The following is an 18407-nucleotide window of genomic DNA, read 5'->3' as shown; positions in this document are numbered from 1 at the left end:
CTCCTTCTTCGACGTTCGTGCTTGTCACTTCCCTCTGCCCCGCAAAGCGCCGGGCACGCCGGGCCCGGCGATAGCGGGAAGATCGGATTGACTACCGGTACGTGCCACGCACCCGCCGCCCCCGCAACGAGGCGCCCACAGAGAAGAGTTCGCACCAGTGAGTACAGGCGAGGACCTCATCAGGCCGATCGCGGACATCCTGCGGGACCATGCCTCGTACCGCGGGGAGCGGACCGCCTTCCAGGACCGGCGGGTCCGCAGGACCTACGGGGAGCTGGAGCGGCGGACCGGACGGCTGGCCGGCCACCTGGCCGGACTCGGCCTGACCCGCGGCGACCGGGTCGCCGTCCTGCTCGGCAACCGCGTCGAGGCGGTCGAGAGCCTGCTGGCCGCGACCCGGGCGAGCGGGGTGGGCGTACCGCTGGACCCGGACGTCCCGGAAGCGGAACTCGACCGCCTCCTGGACCACTGCGGTGCGCGGATGCTCGTCACCGACGAGGCGCGGCTGACCCGCCTGCCGGGCCTGCTCTCCCGCGCCGGCCTGACGGTGGTGGTGGCCGAGGGCGAGAGCAGCGGTGCCGGGCGGCCCACCGGGGACGTCGACGGACCGGCGGACACGGCAGGCGCCCCGGGTGCCGTCGTCGTGCGGTACGAGGAACTGGCCGCGACGGAGGCCGCGGCGCCCGCCCGGGACGATCTGGGCCTGGACGAGGTCGCGTGGCTGCTCTACACCTCCGGTTCCTCCGGCGCTCCCAAGGGCGTGCTGTCCACGCAGCGCAACCGCCTGACGCCGGTGGCGACGGGCCTGGTGGGGGTGCTCGGCCTCTCGGAGCGGGACCGGCTGCTGTGGCCGCTGCCGCTCCACCACGCCATGAGCCAGGTGGTCTGCGTCCTCGGGGTGACCGCGACCGGGGCGAGCGCCGTGCTGCTGCCCCGGTTCTCGGTGCGGGAGGTCCTCGGCGAACTGCGTCGCGCCGACGCCCCCTGCACCCTCCTCGGCGGGGTGCCGACCACGTACTCGGCCCTGCTCGACGAGGTGCGGGGCGCGGACGGCGGGCGCGTCGAGGGGGGCCTCGGCGCGCCGGCGCTGCGCGGCTGCGTCAGCGCCGGCGCGGCCGCCGGACCCGAGTTCCGGCAGGCCTTCGAGGCGATCTGCCGCGTCCCCTACCTGGAGCACTACGGCAGTACGGAGGCGGGCCCGGTCACCATGACGGCACCCGGCGAGACGTCGCCGGGCGCATCCTGCGGCCGTGCGCTGCCGGGCACCCGGATCCGCGTCGGCGGCGGCCCGGACGGCCGGGACACCGGCGAGGGCGAGCTGTGGGTGTCGGGGCCCGGCGTCATGACCGGCTACCACGGGGCGCCGGAGGCCACCGCCGAGGTGCTGCGCGACGGGTGGTTCCGCACCGGTGACCTGGCGAGGATCGAACCGTCCGGCCACGTCGTCATCACCGGCCGGGCGAGCGACCTGATCATCCGCGGCGGCACGAACGTCCACCCCTCCGAAGTGGAGGTGGTGCTGCGGCGGCTGCCCGGCGTGGCGGACGCCGCCGTGGGCGGACGGCCGCACCCCGTCCTCGGCGAGGTGCCGGTCGCCTACGTCGTTCCCGGTGACCAGGACACCGTTCTGGACAGAGGCGCTCTGCTGGCCGGATGCCGCGCGCGGCTGTCGGCCCACAAGGTGCCCGCCGAGCTGTACGAGGTGGAACGCATCCCGCGTACCGCCTCCGGCAAGATCCAGCGCCCCGCCCTGGCGGCCTTGACCGGGCGACCGCTGGGCGGCGGCACGGGGCCCGCCTCCTCGGACGACCTGCTGGCTCTGGTGCGCGGCGAAGTGGCGGCGCTGGTCGGCTGCCCCGTGGAGGAGGTGGAGCCCGAGACGGCACTGCGGGACCTGGGGATGGACTCGCTGACGGCGACGGCGCTCCGGGAGCGCTTGTCGGCGGCCACCGGACTGCCCCTCTCCGAGGCCGTCGCCTTCGACTTCCCCACGGCCGCCGCGCTGGCCGCACACCTTCGCTCGCGCGGCGCCGCCGCCCGTCCCGCCCCCGGCGCCACACACGCGGGCGCGGGCGCGGAGAGGCCGGACGACGACCCCGTGGTGATCGTGGGGATGGCCTGCCGCTACCCCGGTGGCGTGACCTCCCCCGAGGAGCTGTGGGAGCTGGTGGCCGAAGGGCGGGACGCCATCGGCCCGTTCCCCGCCGACCGCGGCTGGGACACGGAGGCGCTGTACGACCCCGACCCCGGGCGCCCCGGACACACGTACGTGCGGGAGGGCGGTTTCCTCTCCGGCGTCGACCGCTTCGACCCCGGCTTCTTCGGCATATCGCCCCGCGAGGCGGTCGCCATGGACCCGCAGCACCGGCTGCTCCTGGAAGTGGCCTGGGAGGCCTTCGAGCACGCCGGGATCGTCCCCCGCGCCCTGCGCGGCTCGGCGACCGGCGTGTACGTGGGGATGATGTACAGCGACTACGCGAGCCGGCTCGCCGAGACGCCCGAGCAGCTCGAGGGCTACCTCGGCCTGGGCAACGCGGGCAGTGTCGCCTCCGGCCGCATCGCCTACACCCTCGGCCTGGAGGGGCCGGCCCTCACGGTGGACACGGCGTGTTCGTCGTCCCTCGTCGCCCTGCACCTGGCGGCCCAGGCGCTGGAGCGCGGGGAGTGCGCGTACACGCTGGCCGGCGGGGTCACGGTGATGTCGGGGCCGTCGTCGTTCGTGGAGTTCAGCCGGCAGCGGGCGCTGGCCCCCGACGGACGCTGCAAGGCGTTCGGGGCCGGCGCCGACGGCACCGGGTGGGCCGAGGGCGCCGGCATGCTGCTGCTGACCCGATCGTCGCGGGCGCGCCGCGCCGGGCTTCCGGTCCTCGCGGTGGTGCGCGGTTCGGCGGTGAACCAGGACGGGGCGAGCAACGGCCTGACGGCCCCGCACGGACCGGCGCAGCGGCGGGTGATCCAACAGGCCCTCGCGCAGGCGCGGTTGGCGCCCGGGGACATCGACGCGGTGGAGGCGCACGGCACCGGCACGCGGCTCGGTGACGTCATCGAGGCGGAGGCGTTCCTGGCGACGTACGGCCGCGAGCCCCGGGAGCGTCCGCTCCGCCTGGGCTCGGTGAAGTCGAACATCGGTCACACGCAGGCCGCCGCGGGCGTCGCCGGGGTGATCAAGACGGTGCAGGCGATGGCGCACGGCCTGCTGCCGCGCACGCTGCACGCCGACGTGCCGACCGATCGGGTCGACTGGTCGTCGGGGCGCGTGGCGATCCTGTCCCGGCCGATGCCGTGGCCTGGGACGGACCGTCCGCGCCGGGCCGGAATCTCCTCGTTCGGCATCAGCGGCACCAACGCCCATGTGGTGATCGAAGAAGCGCCGGTGGACGCGGACGCCTCGTCGGCGGACCCGGCACCGGAGGGCGGGGGAGCCGCGAGTGGCCGCGCCGCGGGCGGTGGCACAGCGGCGGCCTCCTTCGCCGTCCCGGTGTCGGCGCGCAGCGCGTCCGGGCTGCGGGCGCAGGCGCGGCGGCTGCACGAACGGGTGGCCGCCGACCCCGATGCGAGCCCACGGGACATCGGATACGCGCTCGCCACGACCCGCACCGCCTTCGAGCACCGGGCGGTGGTGGTGGCGGCCGACCGCGCACGACTGCTCACCTCCCTCCGGCAGGTGGCCGAAGGGCAGAGCCCGCCCGGAGTGCGGACCGGCACGTCCCGGCACCGGGGCCCGCTGGCCTTCGTCTTCACCGGGCAGGGCGGTCAACGCGCCGGTATGGGACAGGAGTTGTACGACTCGCCCCGACTGCACCCGGAATTCGCCCGGGCCTTCGACGAGACGTGTTCCCTGTTCGAACCCTGGCTGCCGGTGCCCTTGCGGGACGTCGTGTTCGCCGCTCCCGGCAGCCGGACGGGCGCGCTCCTCGCGACGGCCCGGTTCGCGCAGCCCGCGCTCTTCACCCTGGAGACGGCCCTGTTCCGCCTGCTGGCGGCCTGGGGGGTGCGCCCGGACCTGGTGGCCGGGCACTCGCTCGGCGAGGTGACCGCCGCGCATGCCGCCGGCGTGCTGTCCCTGGCGGACGCCTGCGCGCTCGTGGCGGCCCGTGGCCGGCTCATGGACGCGCTGCCCCCGGGCGGCGCGATGGCCTCCCTCGACGCGAGCGCGGAGGAGGTGGCCGACCGCCTCGCCGGGACGGACCGGGCCCTGGAGATCGCCGCCGTCAACGGCCCCTCCTCGGTGGTCGTCTCCGGCGACGAGGCGGCCGTGGCGCAGGTCGTCGCGGACTTCCGGGCGCGGGGCCGGGCCGCGACACCCCTGCGGGTGAGCCACGCCTTCCACTCCGCGCGGATGGAACCCATGCTGGCCGACTTCGCGGCGGCGGTGCGCGGGCTGGCCCTCGCCGCGCCCCGATTCCCGTTGGTCACCGCCGTGTCGGGACGGGCGGCCACCGACGAGGAGCTGACCGCACCGGAGTTCTGGGTGGACCACGTCCGGCGCCCGGTCCTCTTCGCCGACACGGTGACCCACCTGCGGGACCGAGGCGCCGCGCACTTCCTGGAGGTGGGTCCGGACGGGTCGCTGTCCGCCCTGGTACGAGGATGCCTCGCCGAATCTGGTGCCGGCACCGCCCCCGACCCCGACCCCGGGGAGCAGCGTGCCGCGCCGCTGGTCCTGCCGACGCTGCGCAGGGCTCGGCCGGAGGCGGAGACGCTGACCGACGCCGTGGCGGCCCTGCACAGCCACGGGGTGCCCGTCGACTGGGAAGCGGTCTTCGCCGGTCACGGTCCTCGGCGCGTACCCCTGCCCACGTACGCCTTCGAACGTCGCCGGTACTGGCTCGACGCCCCCGCGCGCCACCGGCCCGCGCCCGCACCCGCGTCCGGCGGGCCGGCCCATCCGTTCCTGGCCCACCGCACCGCGACGGCCGACGGCGGGCTGCTGCTCGGCGGCCCCCTCGCCGTGCGCGACCACCCCTGGCTGGCCGACCACACGGTGGCGGGGGCGGTGCTGCTGCCGGGCACGGCCTTCGTGGAGATGGCCCTGCACGCCGGCGCGTCGCTCGGCGCGCCCGGCCTCGCCGAACTCACGTTGACCGCGCCGTTGGTCCTGGGCCCGGACGCGACGGTCGACCTCCAGGTGACGGTGTCGGGCCCCGACGGCGCGGGACGCCGAACCATCCTCTTCCACGGAAGGACACTCGCGCCGGACGGACCCCACTCCTGGCGCCTGTACGCCTCCGGGACACTCGCACCGGAGCAGACAGCGGAGCGGCAACGGGAGCCGGGCTCGCAGGGCGGTGACACGGTGAGCGCCGGAACCTGGCCGCCGTCGGGCGCCGTCGCGCTGCTCACCGACGGTGCGCCCGGCGGTGACCCGTACGGGCCGTTGGCCGACGCCGGCTTGGCCTACGGCCCCGCTTTCCGGGGCCTGCGGGGTGCCTGGCGGCACGGTCAGGAGCTGTACGCCGAAGTCGTACTGCCCGAAGTCGCACAGGCGCCGCCCGAGCGGGACAGCGGCCCGGACTTCCTGCTGCACCCCGTCCTGCTGGACGCGGCCCTGCATGTCATCGCGCTCGACAGCTGCTTGCCGGGGCGCGCAGGGACGGACGAGACGAACAGCGTCGACAGCACCGGGGTGCGGCTGCCGTTCGCCTTCCAGGGAGTGACCCTGCACGCCACCACCGGCGGAGGGCTGTTGCGGGTGCGGGTCGCTCCCGGGCCGAACGGCCGCGCCCAGGTGGAACTGACCGACGGGGGAGGAGCGTCCGTGGCGTCGGTGCGCGAGCTGACGCTGCGGCCGCTCCCGGAGCCCGTGCCCCATGCGGCGGGCCGGAGCGCGGCGTCTCTGCACCGGATGGACTGGACGCCCGCGCCTCCGCCGCCCGCACCCGCTGCCACGCCCTCGTGGGGCGTACTGGGGCAGGCCGGCACTCCGCTGGTCGATGCCCTCGCTCCCCGGGGCTCCGACGTTCCGGTGTATGCCGAGCCGGCATCGGCGGCCGACGGCCCACCCGCCGTGGTCGTCGCCCCCTGCCCGCCGTCGCCGCGAACGCCGTCCGGCACCCAGGACCCGGCGGCGCGGCTTCTGGAGGTGGCGAGCCGGGCGCTGCGGCTCGTCCAGGACTGGCTCGCCGAGCCACGGCCGACCAAGTCCTGCCTCGTCATCGCCACTTCGGGTGCCGTTCAGCCCGTTGCCGGTGAGGACACGCAGGACTTCGCGCCGGCCCACGCCGCGGTGTGGGGTCTGGTCCGCTCGGCCCTGCGCGAGCATCCGGGCCGCCTGGCCCTGCTCGACGTGGACGACCACCCCGACTCCTGGCGGCTGATCCCGGCCCTCCTGACAGCACCGGCACCGGAGACGGCCGTACGGAACGGAAGAGCGTACGTACCTGAGCTGGCCCGGTTGGACGCCCCGGACGCCCCGGACGCCCCGGACGGCACGCATGACGCGGCCGCCCCGGCCGACCGGGCGGCCCCGCGGCGGCGCCTCGACCCCGAGGGCACCGTACTGATCACCGGCGGGACCGGTTCGCTCGGCATGCTGGTCGCCCGGCATCTGGTCGCCGAGCACGGCGTACGGCATCTGCTCCTCGCCGGCCGACGTGGACAGGGCGCGCCAGGAGCGGAGGAACTGGTGGCCGAACTGACGGCGGGCGGTGCCGAAGTGACGGTGCGGGCGTGCGACCTCACCGACCGGACACAGCTCGCCGCCCTCCTCGACTCGGTACCGGCGGCCCATCCGCTGACCGGGGTGGTCCACGCCGCCGCGGTGCTCGACGACGGCGTCGTCACCGCGCTCACCCCCGACCGCCTGGCACGAACACTGAGGCCCAAGGCAGACGCGGCTCTGGCGCTGCACGAGCTGACCCAGGGCCACGACCTGGCGATGTTCGCGCTGTTCTCCTCCGTGGCCGGTGTCTTCGGCTCCCCGGGCCAGGCCAACTACGCGGCGGCCAACCACGTACTGGACGCGCTCGCGCGCCACCGGAGGGAACTCGGCCTGCCGGGGACCTCCATCGCCTGGGGCCCCTGGCAGCAGGACGACGGCATGACGGCCCACCTCGCCGAGGTGGACCTGCGCAGAATGGCCCGCTCCGGTTTCGTCCCGCTCACCCCGCGAGAGGGCCTGGCCCTCTTCGACGCCGCCGTGGCCGGTGACGCCCCCGAAGTGGTCGCGGCACACCTCACGCGGACGGACCTCCGCGACACACCCCCCGCGCCCGACGGCAGCGGGCCCCTGGTGTCCGGCGCCGGGGACACGGAGGGCGGCGACCGCGCCGGGGTCGCCCGGCATTGGGCGGCCGCTGCGCCGAGCGAGCGGCCAGAGCTGCTGCTCCGGGAAGTGCGGTCCCGGGCGGCCGCCGTGCTCGGCCACCCGGAGGGAGCGAGCGCCATCGACGCGGACGACCGGTTGGCGGACCTGGGACTCGACTCCCTGGCCGCGGTGGAGCTGCGCAACCAGCTCTCGGCCTCGACGGGGCTGACGCTCCCCGCCATGCTGCTGTTCGACTTCCCCACCGCGCAGGCGGTCGCCGTCGAACTGGCGGAGCGCTATGCGCGGGACGGTGTGCCTGACAGGGCGTACGAGACCGACGCGGCATCCGGCGCCTCGGCCGCCCCGGTACGAGCGGGAGGTACGCCGGACGCCGCGGGCACGCCGGACTCGGTGAGCGCGCTCTTCCGCAACGCGTGCCTGACGGGCCGCGCCTGGGACAGCATGGTGCTGCTCACCGTCGCGGCACGCCTGCGACCGGTCTTCGACCCGGCGGGGGCCGCCCGCGCGGCACTCGCACCCGTCACCCTCGCCTCGGGCGGCGCGGGCGCCCCGCTCATCTGCTTCCCGTCCCTCAGCGCGCTCTCCGGCCCCCACGAGTACGGGCGGCTGGGCACCGAACTGCAGGGGGAGCGGCCGGTCTCGGCGCTGCGGCACCCGGGCTTCGAGGCGGGAGAGGCGCTGCCGGACTCGCTGGATGCCCTGGTCACCGCCCATGTCGCCGCGGTCCGCGCCGTCGCGGGGCAGGAGCGACCGGTGCTGCTCGGCCGGTCGGCCGGCGGCTGGGTGGCCCAGGCGGTGGCCGAACGGCTGGCGGCCGACGGCTGCGCCCCAGTCGCCGTCGTACTGATCGACACCTACCCGCACGACGCGGACGCCGCCGCTCAGTCGTTCTCCGCGATGACGTCCGACATGCTGCGCCGGGCCGCGAGGTCCTCCTCGGCCGGACCCGACCGGCTCACCGCCATGGCCGGCTACTTCGCACTCTTCGCCGACCGGACAGCCGCGCGGCCCGCCGCCCCGACCCTGTACCTACGCGCTCGCGACCCGCTGCCCGGCGCGGAACCCGCCCCGCCCTGGGGCCCGGCACACACCGAAGTCACCGTGCCGGGCGACCACTTCACCGTACTGGAGGAACACGCCGCCACGACGGCCCGCGCCGCCCACGACTGGCTCGCCGGTCTCTGAGCCCGGCCGCGCCGCGCCCCGCCCTCGTCACGCCGTCCTCCAGGGAGCGATCTCCGCGAGCAGGTCCTCCACCAGGACCCTGATCTCGTCGCGGATCGGGCGGACGGCCTCGACACCCCGACCGGCGGGGTCATCGAGGCGCCAGTCGAGATAGCGCTTGCCGGGAAAGACCGGGCAGGTGTCCCCGCAGCCCATCGTCACGCAGACGTCCGACTCCTCGACGGCGTCGACGGTGAGCAGCTTCGGGCGCTCGGCGGAGATGTCGATGCCCACCTCGCGCATGGCGGCGACCGCGGCGGGATTCACCGCGTCGCCGGGGTCGGACCCGGCGGAGCGGACCACCACGCGGTCGCCCGCCAGGTGGGTCAGCCAGGCGGCGGCCATCTGGGACCGGCCGGCGTTGTGGACGCAGACGAACAGGACGGAAGGCTTCTCGGACACGGGGGCTCTCTCGGCTGGTGTGCGGGCGTGGCGTCAACTCATGTGCGGGCGTCGTCCGCTCGCGTACGGACGTGGCGTCAGCTCGTGTGCGGGCGAGGTCCGCTCGTGTACAGGCGTGGCGTCAACTCGTGTGCGGGCGAGGTCAGCTCGTGTACGGGCGGTGGCGTCAGGCGGTGACGCGTCCGAGGACGTGTCCCAGCGCCGCGAGCACGGACGGCTCGACGCGGTAGTACACCCAGGTGCCGCGCCGCTCGGAGGCGAGCAGGCCGGCCTCCTTGAGCTTCTTCAGGTGGTGGGACACGGTCGGCTGGGAGACGCCCACGTCGGAGATGCCGCACACGCACGCCTCCCCACCCTCGTGCGAGGCGACCAGGGAGAACAGCCGCAGCCGCACCGGATCGCCGAGCACCTTGAACATCGCGGCCGTCCGCGCGGCCTCCTCGGCCGTGAGGGGGCGCTCCGTCAGGGGCGGGCAGCAGGGCTCGACGCCCGCGTCCACGAGGGGCAGCACCTTGGCATTCGACATCTGTCTATGTTGACACATGTCGAATCAGGGGGTCTTGCCGTAGCGGCCACTCGCCCCGCGACTCGGCCTTTGTTTAGATGAACGTCTATGTTGACGCATGTCGATACAGAGTCCATGCTGGCCGCACAACTCATCGACGGATGTCGAATCAGAGGGAGCCGCCGTGAACGCGTCGGACCACCACCTGCCCACCGCCGAGCTGCCCACCGTGGTGATCGGCGCCGGCCCCGTCGGCCTCGCCGCGGCCGCCCACCTCGTCGGGCGGGGCCTTCGACCCCTCGTCCTGGAGGCGGGCGCCGCCGCCGGAAGCGCCGTGCGCGAGTGGTCGCACGTACGCCTCTTCTCCCCGTGGGCCGAACTCGTCGACCCCGCCGCCGAGAAGCTCCTGGCCCCCACCGGCTGGTTGCGACCGGCCGCGACGGCCTGTCCGACCGGCGGGGACTGGGTGCGCGAGTACCTCCAGCCGCGCACTGGGCGACCGCGTCCGCTTCGAGGCGACGGTGACCGGTGTCTCGCGCCAGGGCCGTGATCGCGTGGTCGACGCGGACCGCGAGCGGCGGCCCTTCACCGTGCACGTCCGCGACGCCGGTGGCGGCGAGCGGCGCGTCCTCGCCCGCGCGGTCATCGACGCCTCCGGCACCTGGGCCACCCCCGGCCCGATGGGCGGCGACGGCCTGCCCGCCCTCGGTGAGCACGCCGCGCGTGAGCGCGTCTCGTACCGCGTTCCCGACCTGCGGGACCCGGCCGTACGGGCGCGGTACGCGGGCAGGCGCACCGCGGTGATCGGTTCCGGGGCCTCCGCGTTCACCGCGCTGGCCCAGCTGGCCGACCTCGCCCGGGAAGCGCCCGGCACGCACGCCGTGTGGGTGCTGCGGCGCGGCATCAGCGGCGCGACCTTCGGCGGCGGCGCGGCGGACGAGCTGCCGGCGCGCGGCGCCCTGGGCCTGGCGGCGAAGGCGGCCGTGGACGACGGCCACGCCGACGCCGTCACCGGCTTCCGCACCGACTCCGTCGACAGGAGCGGCGACCGGCTGGTGCTGGTGGCCGAGGACGGCCGCCGCCTCGACCCCGTCGACGAGATCCTCGTCCTGACCGGCTTCCGCCCCGACCTGTCCTTCCTCGGCGAGCTGCGCCTCGCGCTCGACGAGCGGCTCCAGGCGCCGGTCGCGCTCGCCCCGCTGATCGACCCCAACCAGCACTCCTGCGGCAGCGTCCGCCCGCACGGCGTGCGGGAGCTTTCCCACCCCGAGCAGGACGTCCACCTGGTCGGCATGAAGAGCTACGGCCGCGCCCCGACCTTCCTCGCCATGACGGGATACGAGCAGGTCCGTTCCGTCGCGGCCGCCCTCGCCGGGGACCAGGAGGCAGCCGCGCGCGTCGAGCTGACCCTCCCCGAGACCGGCGTCTGTGGCGGCGCGGGCCTCTTCGACGGACCGGCGGCCGCCGACGAGTCCGCCGACGGCTGCTGCGGGGCGCGCTGACCCCTCCCGTGGCCCCTGGCAGACGGGCCAGGGGCCCGGTGCGCGACACGCCGTCGAGAGGCCCGGTGTCACCCGAATGGAGGCAAGCGTTCGCGCGAACGGCCCTCGCGCTATCTGCTGGAGAGAGATCGCATTCCCTACACGGAGGAGATCACTCCATGCGTGTCCGTACTCTCAGTGCCGCCGCCCTGCTCGTCGCCGGCACCGTTCTCGGCGGTGCGAGCCAGGCATTCGCCAACGACGACCCCTCCGCCGACGCCCAGGTCTCCAACAGCCCCGGCATCATCTCCGGCAACGCCGTTCAGGTGCCGGTCGACCTCGGTCTGAACGTCTGCGGCAACACCGTCGACATCATCGCGCTCCTCAACCCGGCCTCCGGCAACCACTGCAAGGCCCAGTGACGAACTCCTTCGGCACAGCGGCCCGACCGGGCTCTCCCCGGCCGGGCCGCTGCGTCGCGCCGCTCAGGCGAGCGAGGCCCAGGTCTTCCAGTACTCCGCCGCGCCGAACGCGACCCGGCCGGCGAAGGAGCCGTCGCCCTTGCCCGCGTTCAGCCACAGACGGTGCGAGGTGTCCCGCGCGAGCAGGTCCTGCCGGCCGTCGCCGTTCACGTCACCCGCGCCGATGACGTCCTTGTACGAGGCGCCCCAGTCCTTGAACACCTGGACGCGGTCCTTGAGCCTGCCGGTGCGCAGGCCGTCGTAGCGCCACAGCTCGCCGGACTTGTCGAGGGCGAGTACGTCCCCGAGGCCGTCGCCGTTGAGGTCCCCGGCGCCGATGACCCGCGGGTAGCCGGTCCAGGCCGCGCGAACCTTCACACGCGGTGCGAAGGCCCCCGAGCCGTCGGCCGCGTACAGATACACGTCGCCGGTGGCCTTGTCGCGGGCCAGCAGGTCCGGGCGGCCGTCACCCGTCTGGTCGCCGCTCGCGAACAGCGTGTCGTAGCGGCTCCAGTCACGGGCGAGGCGCTTGTACGCGGAGTCGGGCGCCGGCAGGCCGCCGCCGCACGCCGGCGTGTACAGCCGGGTCTCGCCGTCGGGAAGCCGCACGATCAGGTCGTTGCAGCGGTCGCCGTCGAAGTCGCCGAACGGCACCACCCGGGTCTTCTCGTCCCACGGCGACGCGTAGAAGGTGTCGGTGGGGTTGGTGGTGTCCCCGGTGTACAACTTCATCGAGTCGCTGAACGACAGGCCCACGACGTCCCCGCGCGAGTCGTCGGCGTAGTCGTGCCACTTGGGCGCGCCGCGGGTACCCGTCGTCGCCGTGTACGCCGTGGCCGCGCCGCCCGCACCGGCCGTCCGCGTCCACACGGCCACCGGCCGCCCCTTGCCGTCGACGGCCGCCCGGCCCGTGCTCACGGTGTCCTTGCTCTGCGCGCCGAGCGTGCGCGGCTTGGACGGATCGCCGCCCTCCACGATCTGCGCGACGAAGTCCTCGCGCAGGACACGCCCCAGTTCGAACCGCTTCTGCGTGTACGTGACCACGACCGCGCCGCCCGCGCCGGCGACCGCGCCCAGCGAGTCCCCGTCGACGTTCGAGGCGAGCTTGCGCGCCGCGCCCCAACCGCCGCGGGAGGCGAGCCGGGTGGCGACGGCGGGCTCGCCCGGCCCCCGCATGCCGACAGCGGTGATGTCGCCGTTCGGGGCCGTCAGGAGGTCGGCGGGCGCGGACGGCCGTGCCCCGACGCCGATCTGCACGGCCTCGCCCCACTGCGCCGCACCGGCCGCCTTGCGGGCGTAACCGCCGTGCGAGAGCAGCTGGAAGCCGCCCTGCGGATGGGCGGCCAGCGTGACCTGCCGGGGCTTCTCGCCCAGCTGCGGCAGCTCACGCGGCGCCGCCCAGGCGGCAGCGGCGCCCGCGGGCTTCTCCAGGTACCTGTAGTGCCACTTGTGCGCGGACGGATCCGGGTCGACGCCGTCGCCCTCGTAGAAACTGTTGCCGCCCCAGATCACCCCGACCGTGCCCGCCGGGTCGACGGCGACCCGCAGGTCCCACAGCGCGTAGGCGTACACGTGGTCGTCGCCCACGATCGGGTCCGGCAGCCGGTCCAGGGTCTCGGGGGCCGACCAGGCGCCGTCCGGGCCCGACCGCTCGACCACGGTCAGGCGACGCTCCTCGTCCATCCACGCCACGGCCTGCTGGCCCCGCGCGTTGGAGGCCAGTGTGGTGGCCCGGGTACGGGTGCGGTCCCCGGCGCGCGCGACCGTGCCGGTCGTGACGTCCTCGGCGGGCGTGAAAGCGGTGCCGTCCGGTGCGAGCCGCGACATCTTCAGCGTGGCGGCCCCGCCGTCCTCGGGGTCGGTCCACCACAGCAGGGAGACGGCACCGTCGTCGGTGCGCTGGAGGCTGCGGCCCGGGGCGGGCGTGGCCGGCTGCCAGGTGGTGCTGCCCGCGGGCCGCACCGACAGCACGGTCCGGCCGTCCCGGACGAAGAGCCCCGCGAGGGTCCCGTCGCGGGTCGACTTCAGGTCGACGACGCCGGTGACGCCGGGCAGTTCGTCGGGCGCGGTCCACGGGCCGAGGCCGACCGGGGCGACCGAGGGGAGCGCCGCGGGCGTGGCCGCCTGCGCGTACGGCGCGAGGACACCGAGGGTGAGCACGGACGCGAGCGCGCTTCCCCGGAGTGTGCGGGTCCGCAGGGCGGCGTGGGACTGCCGGGCGCCGCGGGACGGCGCGGTGACGCGAGTCCGCGGCCGCACATGGGTCTGCGCCTGCACATGGGTCTGCGCCCGCACACCGGCCTGCGCCTGCTCATCGGTCTGCGCCTGCACATGGGTCTGCGCCCGCACACCGGCCTGCGCCTGCTCATCGGTCTGCGCCTGCACATGGGTCTGCGCTTGCGTGGCGGTCTGTGTGGGCATGCCGGACTGCTTGGTCATGTGAGAAGGCCCCCCCGGGCTCGACGCCTGTCCCGGCTCGCTGCCGGGAGAGTAGCCGCAGCGTATATCAGCCAAGATCGTCGCACCCGGGTGGGTTTCCGCCCTGCTGGGGACCGGCGCCCGGGTTCGGCCGTGTCAGGCGGGCGTCAGCGGTGACGGGCAGCATCTGGCGCCGCCACGCCCGCGTCGTGCGGGCCGAGCCGAGGCGCTCGGCCCGCCGGGCGGGCTCGATCCCCCAGGGATGGAGAAGCCCATGCTGAGCTCCCGTTCAGCCCGCCCGTACGCGCTCACCCCGACCCTGCTGCTCGTCCTCGTCCTGGCACTGGCCACGGCCCTGCTGCCGGGCGCCGGCCAAGAGGCCCGGGCCGCGAGCACCGCCGCCGGCCAGCAGCTCAACATCGCCGCGACCCACACCGGCATGTGTCTGGAAGTCGCCACCCAGACGGCCGGTGAACGCGTCAAGCAGCGGCGCTGTGCCGGCCGGGAGGGAGCGCTGTGGTCCTTGCGGGAATCCTCGGCGCACAGCGGGGCCGTGCACATCATCAGCGCCCTCAGCGGCAAGTGCATGGCGGTGGAGAACTCCAGCGCCGACAACGGAGCCGCCGTCGTGCAGACGGACTGCGACGGCCGGCCCGGCACCAGCTTCTTCTTCGCGGACCTCGGGGACTCCGCGCTGATCCAGACGGCGACGGCGAGCCCGCGCAAGTGCCTTGAGGTCACCGACTCCGCCACCACCGACGGCACACCGCTGCGCCAGTGGACCTGCGAGAACCAACCGGGCGCCAAATTCACGCAGGGGACGTTCCGGGGCCTCCAGGAGGGCTGGATCAAGATCCGCCCGGCCAGCGCGCCCGGCCAGTGCCTGACCGAGGGGCGCGCCGGAATCCTGAGCGTCCCGGTCGCCGTGCAGCGCCCGTGCGCGAAGGCGACGACCCCGCGCACGTACCTGGTGCCGCAGGGCAACGGCCTCTACAAGCTCCAGTGGCACAACACCCAGGCGGGCATCCGCTGCCTCATGGTGTTCCCCTTCAGCTCGGTGCCCGACCTGCTGGAGACGACGAGCGACTGCGCGGGGGCCAACTCGTTCTACATCGAGGCGGTCGAGACGCCCGTGCCCAACACCTTCCGGATCTATACGCTCTTCACCCCCGACCGGAAGTTCTGCGTGGGCATCACGGACAAGTCCACGGCGGAGGGCGCCGCGGCCAAGCAGGAACCCTGCACCGACCGCACCGACCAGGTGTTCTTCATCGACTCCGAATGACACCTGACGGCCGACCGGCGGTCGCCCGGGTGAACGCGCCGCCCGGGCCGAAGACCAGGGACGCGAAGCGTTCGCCGATGCGGCGATGGGTCGCGGCGTCGGGATGGAGCTGGTCGGGCAGCGGCAACTCCTCGAAGTCCGCCGGGCCGTACAGCTCACGGCCGTCGAGGTGGTGGAGGTTCGGGTCGTCGCCGGCGCGCTGCTTCACGATGCGCGCCAGTTCGTCCCGGATCACGGTGAGCGTCAGCTTCCCGCCGGGCACCTCCGCCGGATCACCCATCGCCTGGAACTGGAACCGCCCCTCGCCGAGCCCGCTCAAGTCCGGCGCGCCCGGTCCCGGCGTGTCCTCGTGGATCGGGCACAGCAGCGGCGACACGACCAGCAGCGGAGCGGTGGGGTGGCCCTCGCGGATCGTGTCGAGGAAGCCGTGCACCGCCGGCCCGAAGGCCCGCAGGCGCATCAGGTCCAGATTGACGAGGTTGATGCCGATCTTGACGCTGATCAGGTCGGCGGGAGTGTCGCGCAGGGCGCGTGCGGTGAACGGGTCGAGCAGGGCGCTCCCGGCCAGGCCGACATTGATCAGCTCCACGCCGCCGAGGGAGGCGGCCAGCGCGGGCCAGGTCGTGGTGGGGCTCGCCGCGCTGGAGCCGTGGCTGATCGAACTGCCGTGGTGCAGCCACACCTCGCGGCCGCTTCGCGGGGCCGCCTCGACGGGGGCGTCGGTGCGCAGCGCGACCAGCTGGGTGACCTCGTTGTACGGCAGCCAGATCTCCACGTCCTTGACCCGGTCCGGCAACCCCTGGAAGCGGACGGTGCCGACCGGCCCGGGCTCGGTCTTCGCCGCCCCGGTGGTCATGTCCTGCGTCAGGACGTTGCCGCCCGTCGTACTGGCCTGACCGGCGAGGACGCCGTCGACCAGCAGGTCGTACACGCCGTCCGGACGGGGCGGCGCGCCCCGGTAGGCCATCTTGGTGCGGAGCGTGTCGAGTTCGACGGCGGTCGCCCGCGTGCGGAACACCAGCCGTACGCCGGAGGGCTGGGACTCGGCCATGGCCAACTGCCCGTCGGCACACTGGGCACGGGCCTGGGCGGGCAGCCGGTGCGGCAGCACTCCGTGCTCGGTGCCCTCCACGTCGAGCGCGCCGCGCAGGAGATCGGCGGCGAGGGACGTGGTGATCGGCGTCGTGATCCACTCCGGGTCCGGGGGAGTGGTACGGGAGCCGGGGCCGGCGGCGCGGTCGGGGTTGGGGTCGGGGTCGTGCCGAGAGTTCATGGGCTCAGCCTGCCCAGCGGATACGTGGAGCGCACACGCTTTTGGTGCGGTGCCGGGTGCGCGGTGCCGGGTGCTCGATCCGAGCACGGGGCGGCGGGCGCCCGCGCAGGGCACGGGGCGGCGGGTGCTTGTGCCGGGCACGGGATGTCCGCCGCCGCTCCCCGGTACGCCTCCACCGCCCGGCACATCCGCACTGCCCGGCGGATTTGCGTGCCGCCCGGCACTTGCGCGCCGCCCGGCACTTGCGCGCCGCCTGGCTCGTGCGCGACGGGGCTCGTGCGCACCGCCCGGCACATGCGCGCCGCCCCGCACATGCGCGCCCCGCGAGACCTACGCGTCCCGGACGATCGCCTCGACGAGGCCGGCCAGCAGTCGGGCCCGGGGGACCATCTCGGCGACGACCACATGCTCGTGATCGGCGTGCGCCCCGCCGCCCACCGCGCCAAGTCCGTCCAGCGTCGGACAGCCGATCCCGCCCGTGAAGTTGCCGTCGGACGCTCCGCCGACCGCGACCGACCGCAGCGGGGGGAGGCCCAGGCGCCGGGCGACCGCGCACGCCCGCTCGAAGAGGTGGGCGGACGAGGATTCCTCCAGAGGAGGCCTGTTGGGGCCGCCCCGCACCTCCAGACGTGCTCCCGGCACGGTGATCTCCAGCGCCCGCATCGCGGTGTCCACCCGCTCCTGCGCGCCGAGGCTCGGGACGCGGACGTCCACACAGACCGTCGCCTCGGCGGGCACGGTGTTGGTGGTCGTCCCGGCCCACGCCATCGTCGGCGTCGCCGTGGTCCGCCAGCCCTCCTGGGCGTCGCCGTCGGCCTGCCGGGCCAGGCCCTCCATGGCGAGGATGAGCTGGGCGGCCCCGATCGCCGCGTTGATACCCTTCTCCGGTTCGAGCCCCGAGTGCGCCGCCTTGCCGTGGACCACCAACTCGTAGGCAGAGGTGCCCTTGCGCGCCGTCTTCAGTGCGCCGCCGTCCCCCGAGGCCTCCAGTACGAAGGTGGCCGCGCACTGCCGCGCCATCTCCTCGATGAGCGGCCGCGAGGTGTCCGAGCCGGTCTCCTCGTCGCCGGTGACCAGGACGCACACCCCCTCCAGGGAGGGCAGCGAGCCGAGCGCGTGGAACATCTGCACCAGGCCGGTCTTCATGTCGAAGACGCCGGGCCCGCGCGCGATGCCGTCCTCCAGCGACCAGGGATGGGTCTCCAAGGACCCCATCGGCCACACGGTGTCGTGATGGCCGAGCAGCAGCACCCGGGGTGTGCCGAACACCCACCGCAGATGCGTCACCCCGTCGACGACGAGGCGTTCGGGCGGGACGCCGAGGTGCCGGGTGCCCTGCGCCGCCACGACATCGGCGCTGCGTGCCAGCGCGTCCAGGTCCGCGGAGAAGGACTCGCACTCCACGAGTTCCCGCAGGTCCGCGACCATCGCCGCGAGCTGGTCCGCCGCCCCTTCCGCCGCTGCCGCTCCCGCCGCGGCCCCGGCGTCGCGCGTACCACTGTGCGTATCCCTAGCCACTCCCGACTCCTCCCTGTGAACGTTCCTGTGATGCTAAGCGAGGGCCCGGGGAGCGCCCCGTGCGAAGGTCACGGGCGCCAGTACAGCGCGGGGTCGGGATGGTCGACGAAGCCCAGGGCGCGGTAGAGCGGTTCGCCCTCGGGGGAGGCGTACAGGTCCACGCGGGAGGCCTCCCGCTCGCGGAACCAGTCCAGCAGCGCCCGCATGATCGCGCGGCTGTGGCCACGGCGCCGGTGTGCCGGGTCGGTGACCACGCCGATGACGTGACCGACGCGGCCGTTGATGTTGTGCGGGCCGGGAAACCACTGCTCGACGGTGCCGATGCCGCAGGCGGCGAGGCCTTCGTCGCCGTCCACGACGAGGATCCGCGCGGAGTCGGCGGCGAGCTGGTCACCGAGGACCTCGGCGAGGCGGTGACGCCAGTCGTCGCCCGCCGACGCGGGGTTGAAGTACTCCCCGCCGAGGCCCTCGAACAACGACGCGCGCAGACGCACGAGTTCCGGCAGATCCTCTTTCACGGCCCGCCGCACCCCAGGGCCCGGACTGCTGATCGGGTGTACGGGAGCGGGAGCG

9 protein-coding genes and 1 pseudogene are annotated in these 18407 nt (G+C 74.7%); 4 read left to right on the top strand and 6 right to left on the bottom strand.

The genetic code is table 11. From position 1 onward, the window contains the following. The first annotated feature begins 157 nt into the window (after positions 1-157). Positions 158-8452: a type I polyketide synthase gene (locus tag ABZ385_RS22035; protein ID WP_358912749.1), complete on the top strand. Its 8295-nt coding sequence runs from the start codon at positions 158-160 to the stop codon at positions 8450-8452. A gap of 27 nt (positions 8453-8479) precedes the next feature. Here ABZ385_RS22035 and ABZ385_RS22030 read toward each other — a convergent pair whose 3' ends face one another. Further along, complete coding sequence (locus tag ABZ385_RS22030; RefSeq protein WP_358912747.1) at positions 8480-8893, bottom strand: arsenate reductase ArsC; 414 nt, start codon at positions 8891-8893, stop codon at positions 8480-8482. Between the two features lie 166 nt (positions 8894-9059). Further along, entirely contained in the window at positions 9060-9419 is a 360-nt protein-coding gene (locus ABZ385_RS22025; RefSeq protein WP_358912746.1) for a metalloregulator ArsR/SmtB family transcription factor, read from the bottom strand. Between the two features lie 184 nt (positions 9420-9603). Here ABZ385_RS22025 and ABZ385_RS22020 point away from each other — a divergent pair. Next, a pseudogene (locus ABZ385_RS22020) lies at positions 9604-10900 on the top strand (NAD(P)-binding domain-containing protein). A 158-nt stretch (positions 10901-11058) separates the two neighbouring features. Beyond that, positions 11059-11301, top strand: a complete 243-nt coding sequence (locus ABZ385_RS22015; RefSeq protein ID WP_358578617.1) for a chaplin — start codon at positions 11059-11061, stop codon at positions 11299-11301. A gap of 63 nt (positions 11302-11364) precedes the next feature. Here the strand turns inward: ABZ385_RS22015 and ABZ385_RS22010 are convergent, their stop codons facing one another. Then, positions 11365-13761, bottom strand: coding sequence for a VCBS repeat-containing protein (locus ABZ385_RS22010; RefSeq protein ID WP_358912744.1), 2397 nt, complete (start codon positions 13759-13761; stop codon positions 11365-11367). A 271-nt stretch (positions 13762-14032) separates the two neighbouring features. Here ABZ385_RS22010 and ABZ385_RS22005 point away from each other — a divergent pair, with 271 nt between their 5' ends. Further along, the gene (locus ABZ385_RS22005; RefSeq protein WP_358912742.1) at positions 14033-15043 is read left to right on the top strand and encodes an RICIN domain-containing protein; all 1011 of its coding nucleotides are present in this window, start codon (positions 14033-14035) and stop codon (positions 15041-15043) included. Here ABZ385_RS22005 and ABZ385_RS22000 read toward each other — a convergent pair. The 3 genes from ABZ385_RS22000 to ABZ385_RS21990 form a co-directional block, all read right to left on the bottom strand. Continuing rightward, complete coding sequence (locus tag ABZ385_RS22000) at positions 15027-16316, bottom strand: GDSL-type esterase/lipase family protein (protein WP_358912740.1); 1290 nt, start codon at positions 16314-16316, stop codon at positions 15027-15029. The two genes, ABZ385_RS22005 and ABZ385_RS22000, sit on opposite strands and share 17 nt — an antisense overlap. Before the next feature lie 330 nt (positions 16317-16646). Beyond that, positions 16647-17744, bottom strand: a complete 1098-nt coding sequence (locus ABZ385_RS21995; protein WP_358912769.1) for a M20 family metallopeptidase — start codon at positions 17742-17744, stop codon at positions 16647-16649. A 158-nt stretch (positions 17745-17902) separates the two neighbouring features. Then, positions 17903-18352, bottom strand: coding sequence for a GNAT family N-acetyltransferase (locus tag ABZ385_RS21990; RefSeq protein WP_358912738.1), 450 nt, complete (start codon positions 18350-18352; stop codon positions 17903-17905). Between the last annotated feature and the right edge of the window lie 55 nt (positions 18353-18407).

Origin of the sequence: Streptomyces sp. NPDC005898 (assembly GCF_040629635.1) — a bacterium.
Classification (GTDB): domain Bacteria; phylum Actinomycetota; class Actinomycetes; order Streptomycetales; family Streptomycetaceae; genus Streptomyces.
The sequence above is the reverse complement of the archived record's forward strand: the minus strand, read 5'-3'. Positions and strand labels throughout refer to the sequence as shown.

Excerpts from the sequence above, each read along its gene's own strand:
- ABZ385_RS22025 (WP_358912746.1), bottom strand. The coding sequence starts at position 9,419 with ATGTCGAATGCCAAGGTGCTGCCCCTCGTGGACGCGGGCGTCGAGCCC.
- ABZ385_RS22015 (WP_358578617.1), top strand. The coding sequence starts at position 11,059 with ATGCGTGTCCGTACTCTCAGTGCCGCCGCCCTGCTCGTCGCCGGCACC.
- ABZ385_RS22010 (WP_358912744.1), bottom strand. The coding sequence starts at position 13,761 with ATGCCCACACAGACCGCCACGCAAGCGCAGACCCATGTGCAGGCGCAG.
- ABZ385_RS22005 (WP_358912742.1), top strand. The coding sequence starts at position 14,033 with ATGCTGAGCTCCCGTTCAGCCCGCCCGTACGCGCTCACCCCGACCCTG.
- ABZ385_RS22000 (WP_358912740.1), bottom strand. The coding sequence starts at position 16,316 with ATGAACTCTCGGCACGACCCCGACCCCAACCCCGACCGCGCCGCCGGC.
- ABZ385_RS21995 (WP_358912769.1), bottom strand. The coding sequence starts at position 17,744 with ATGGTCGCGGACCTGCGGGAACTCGTGGAGTGCGAGTCCTTCTCCGCG.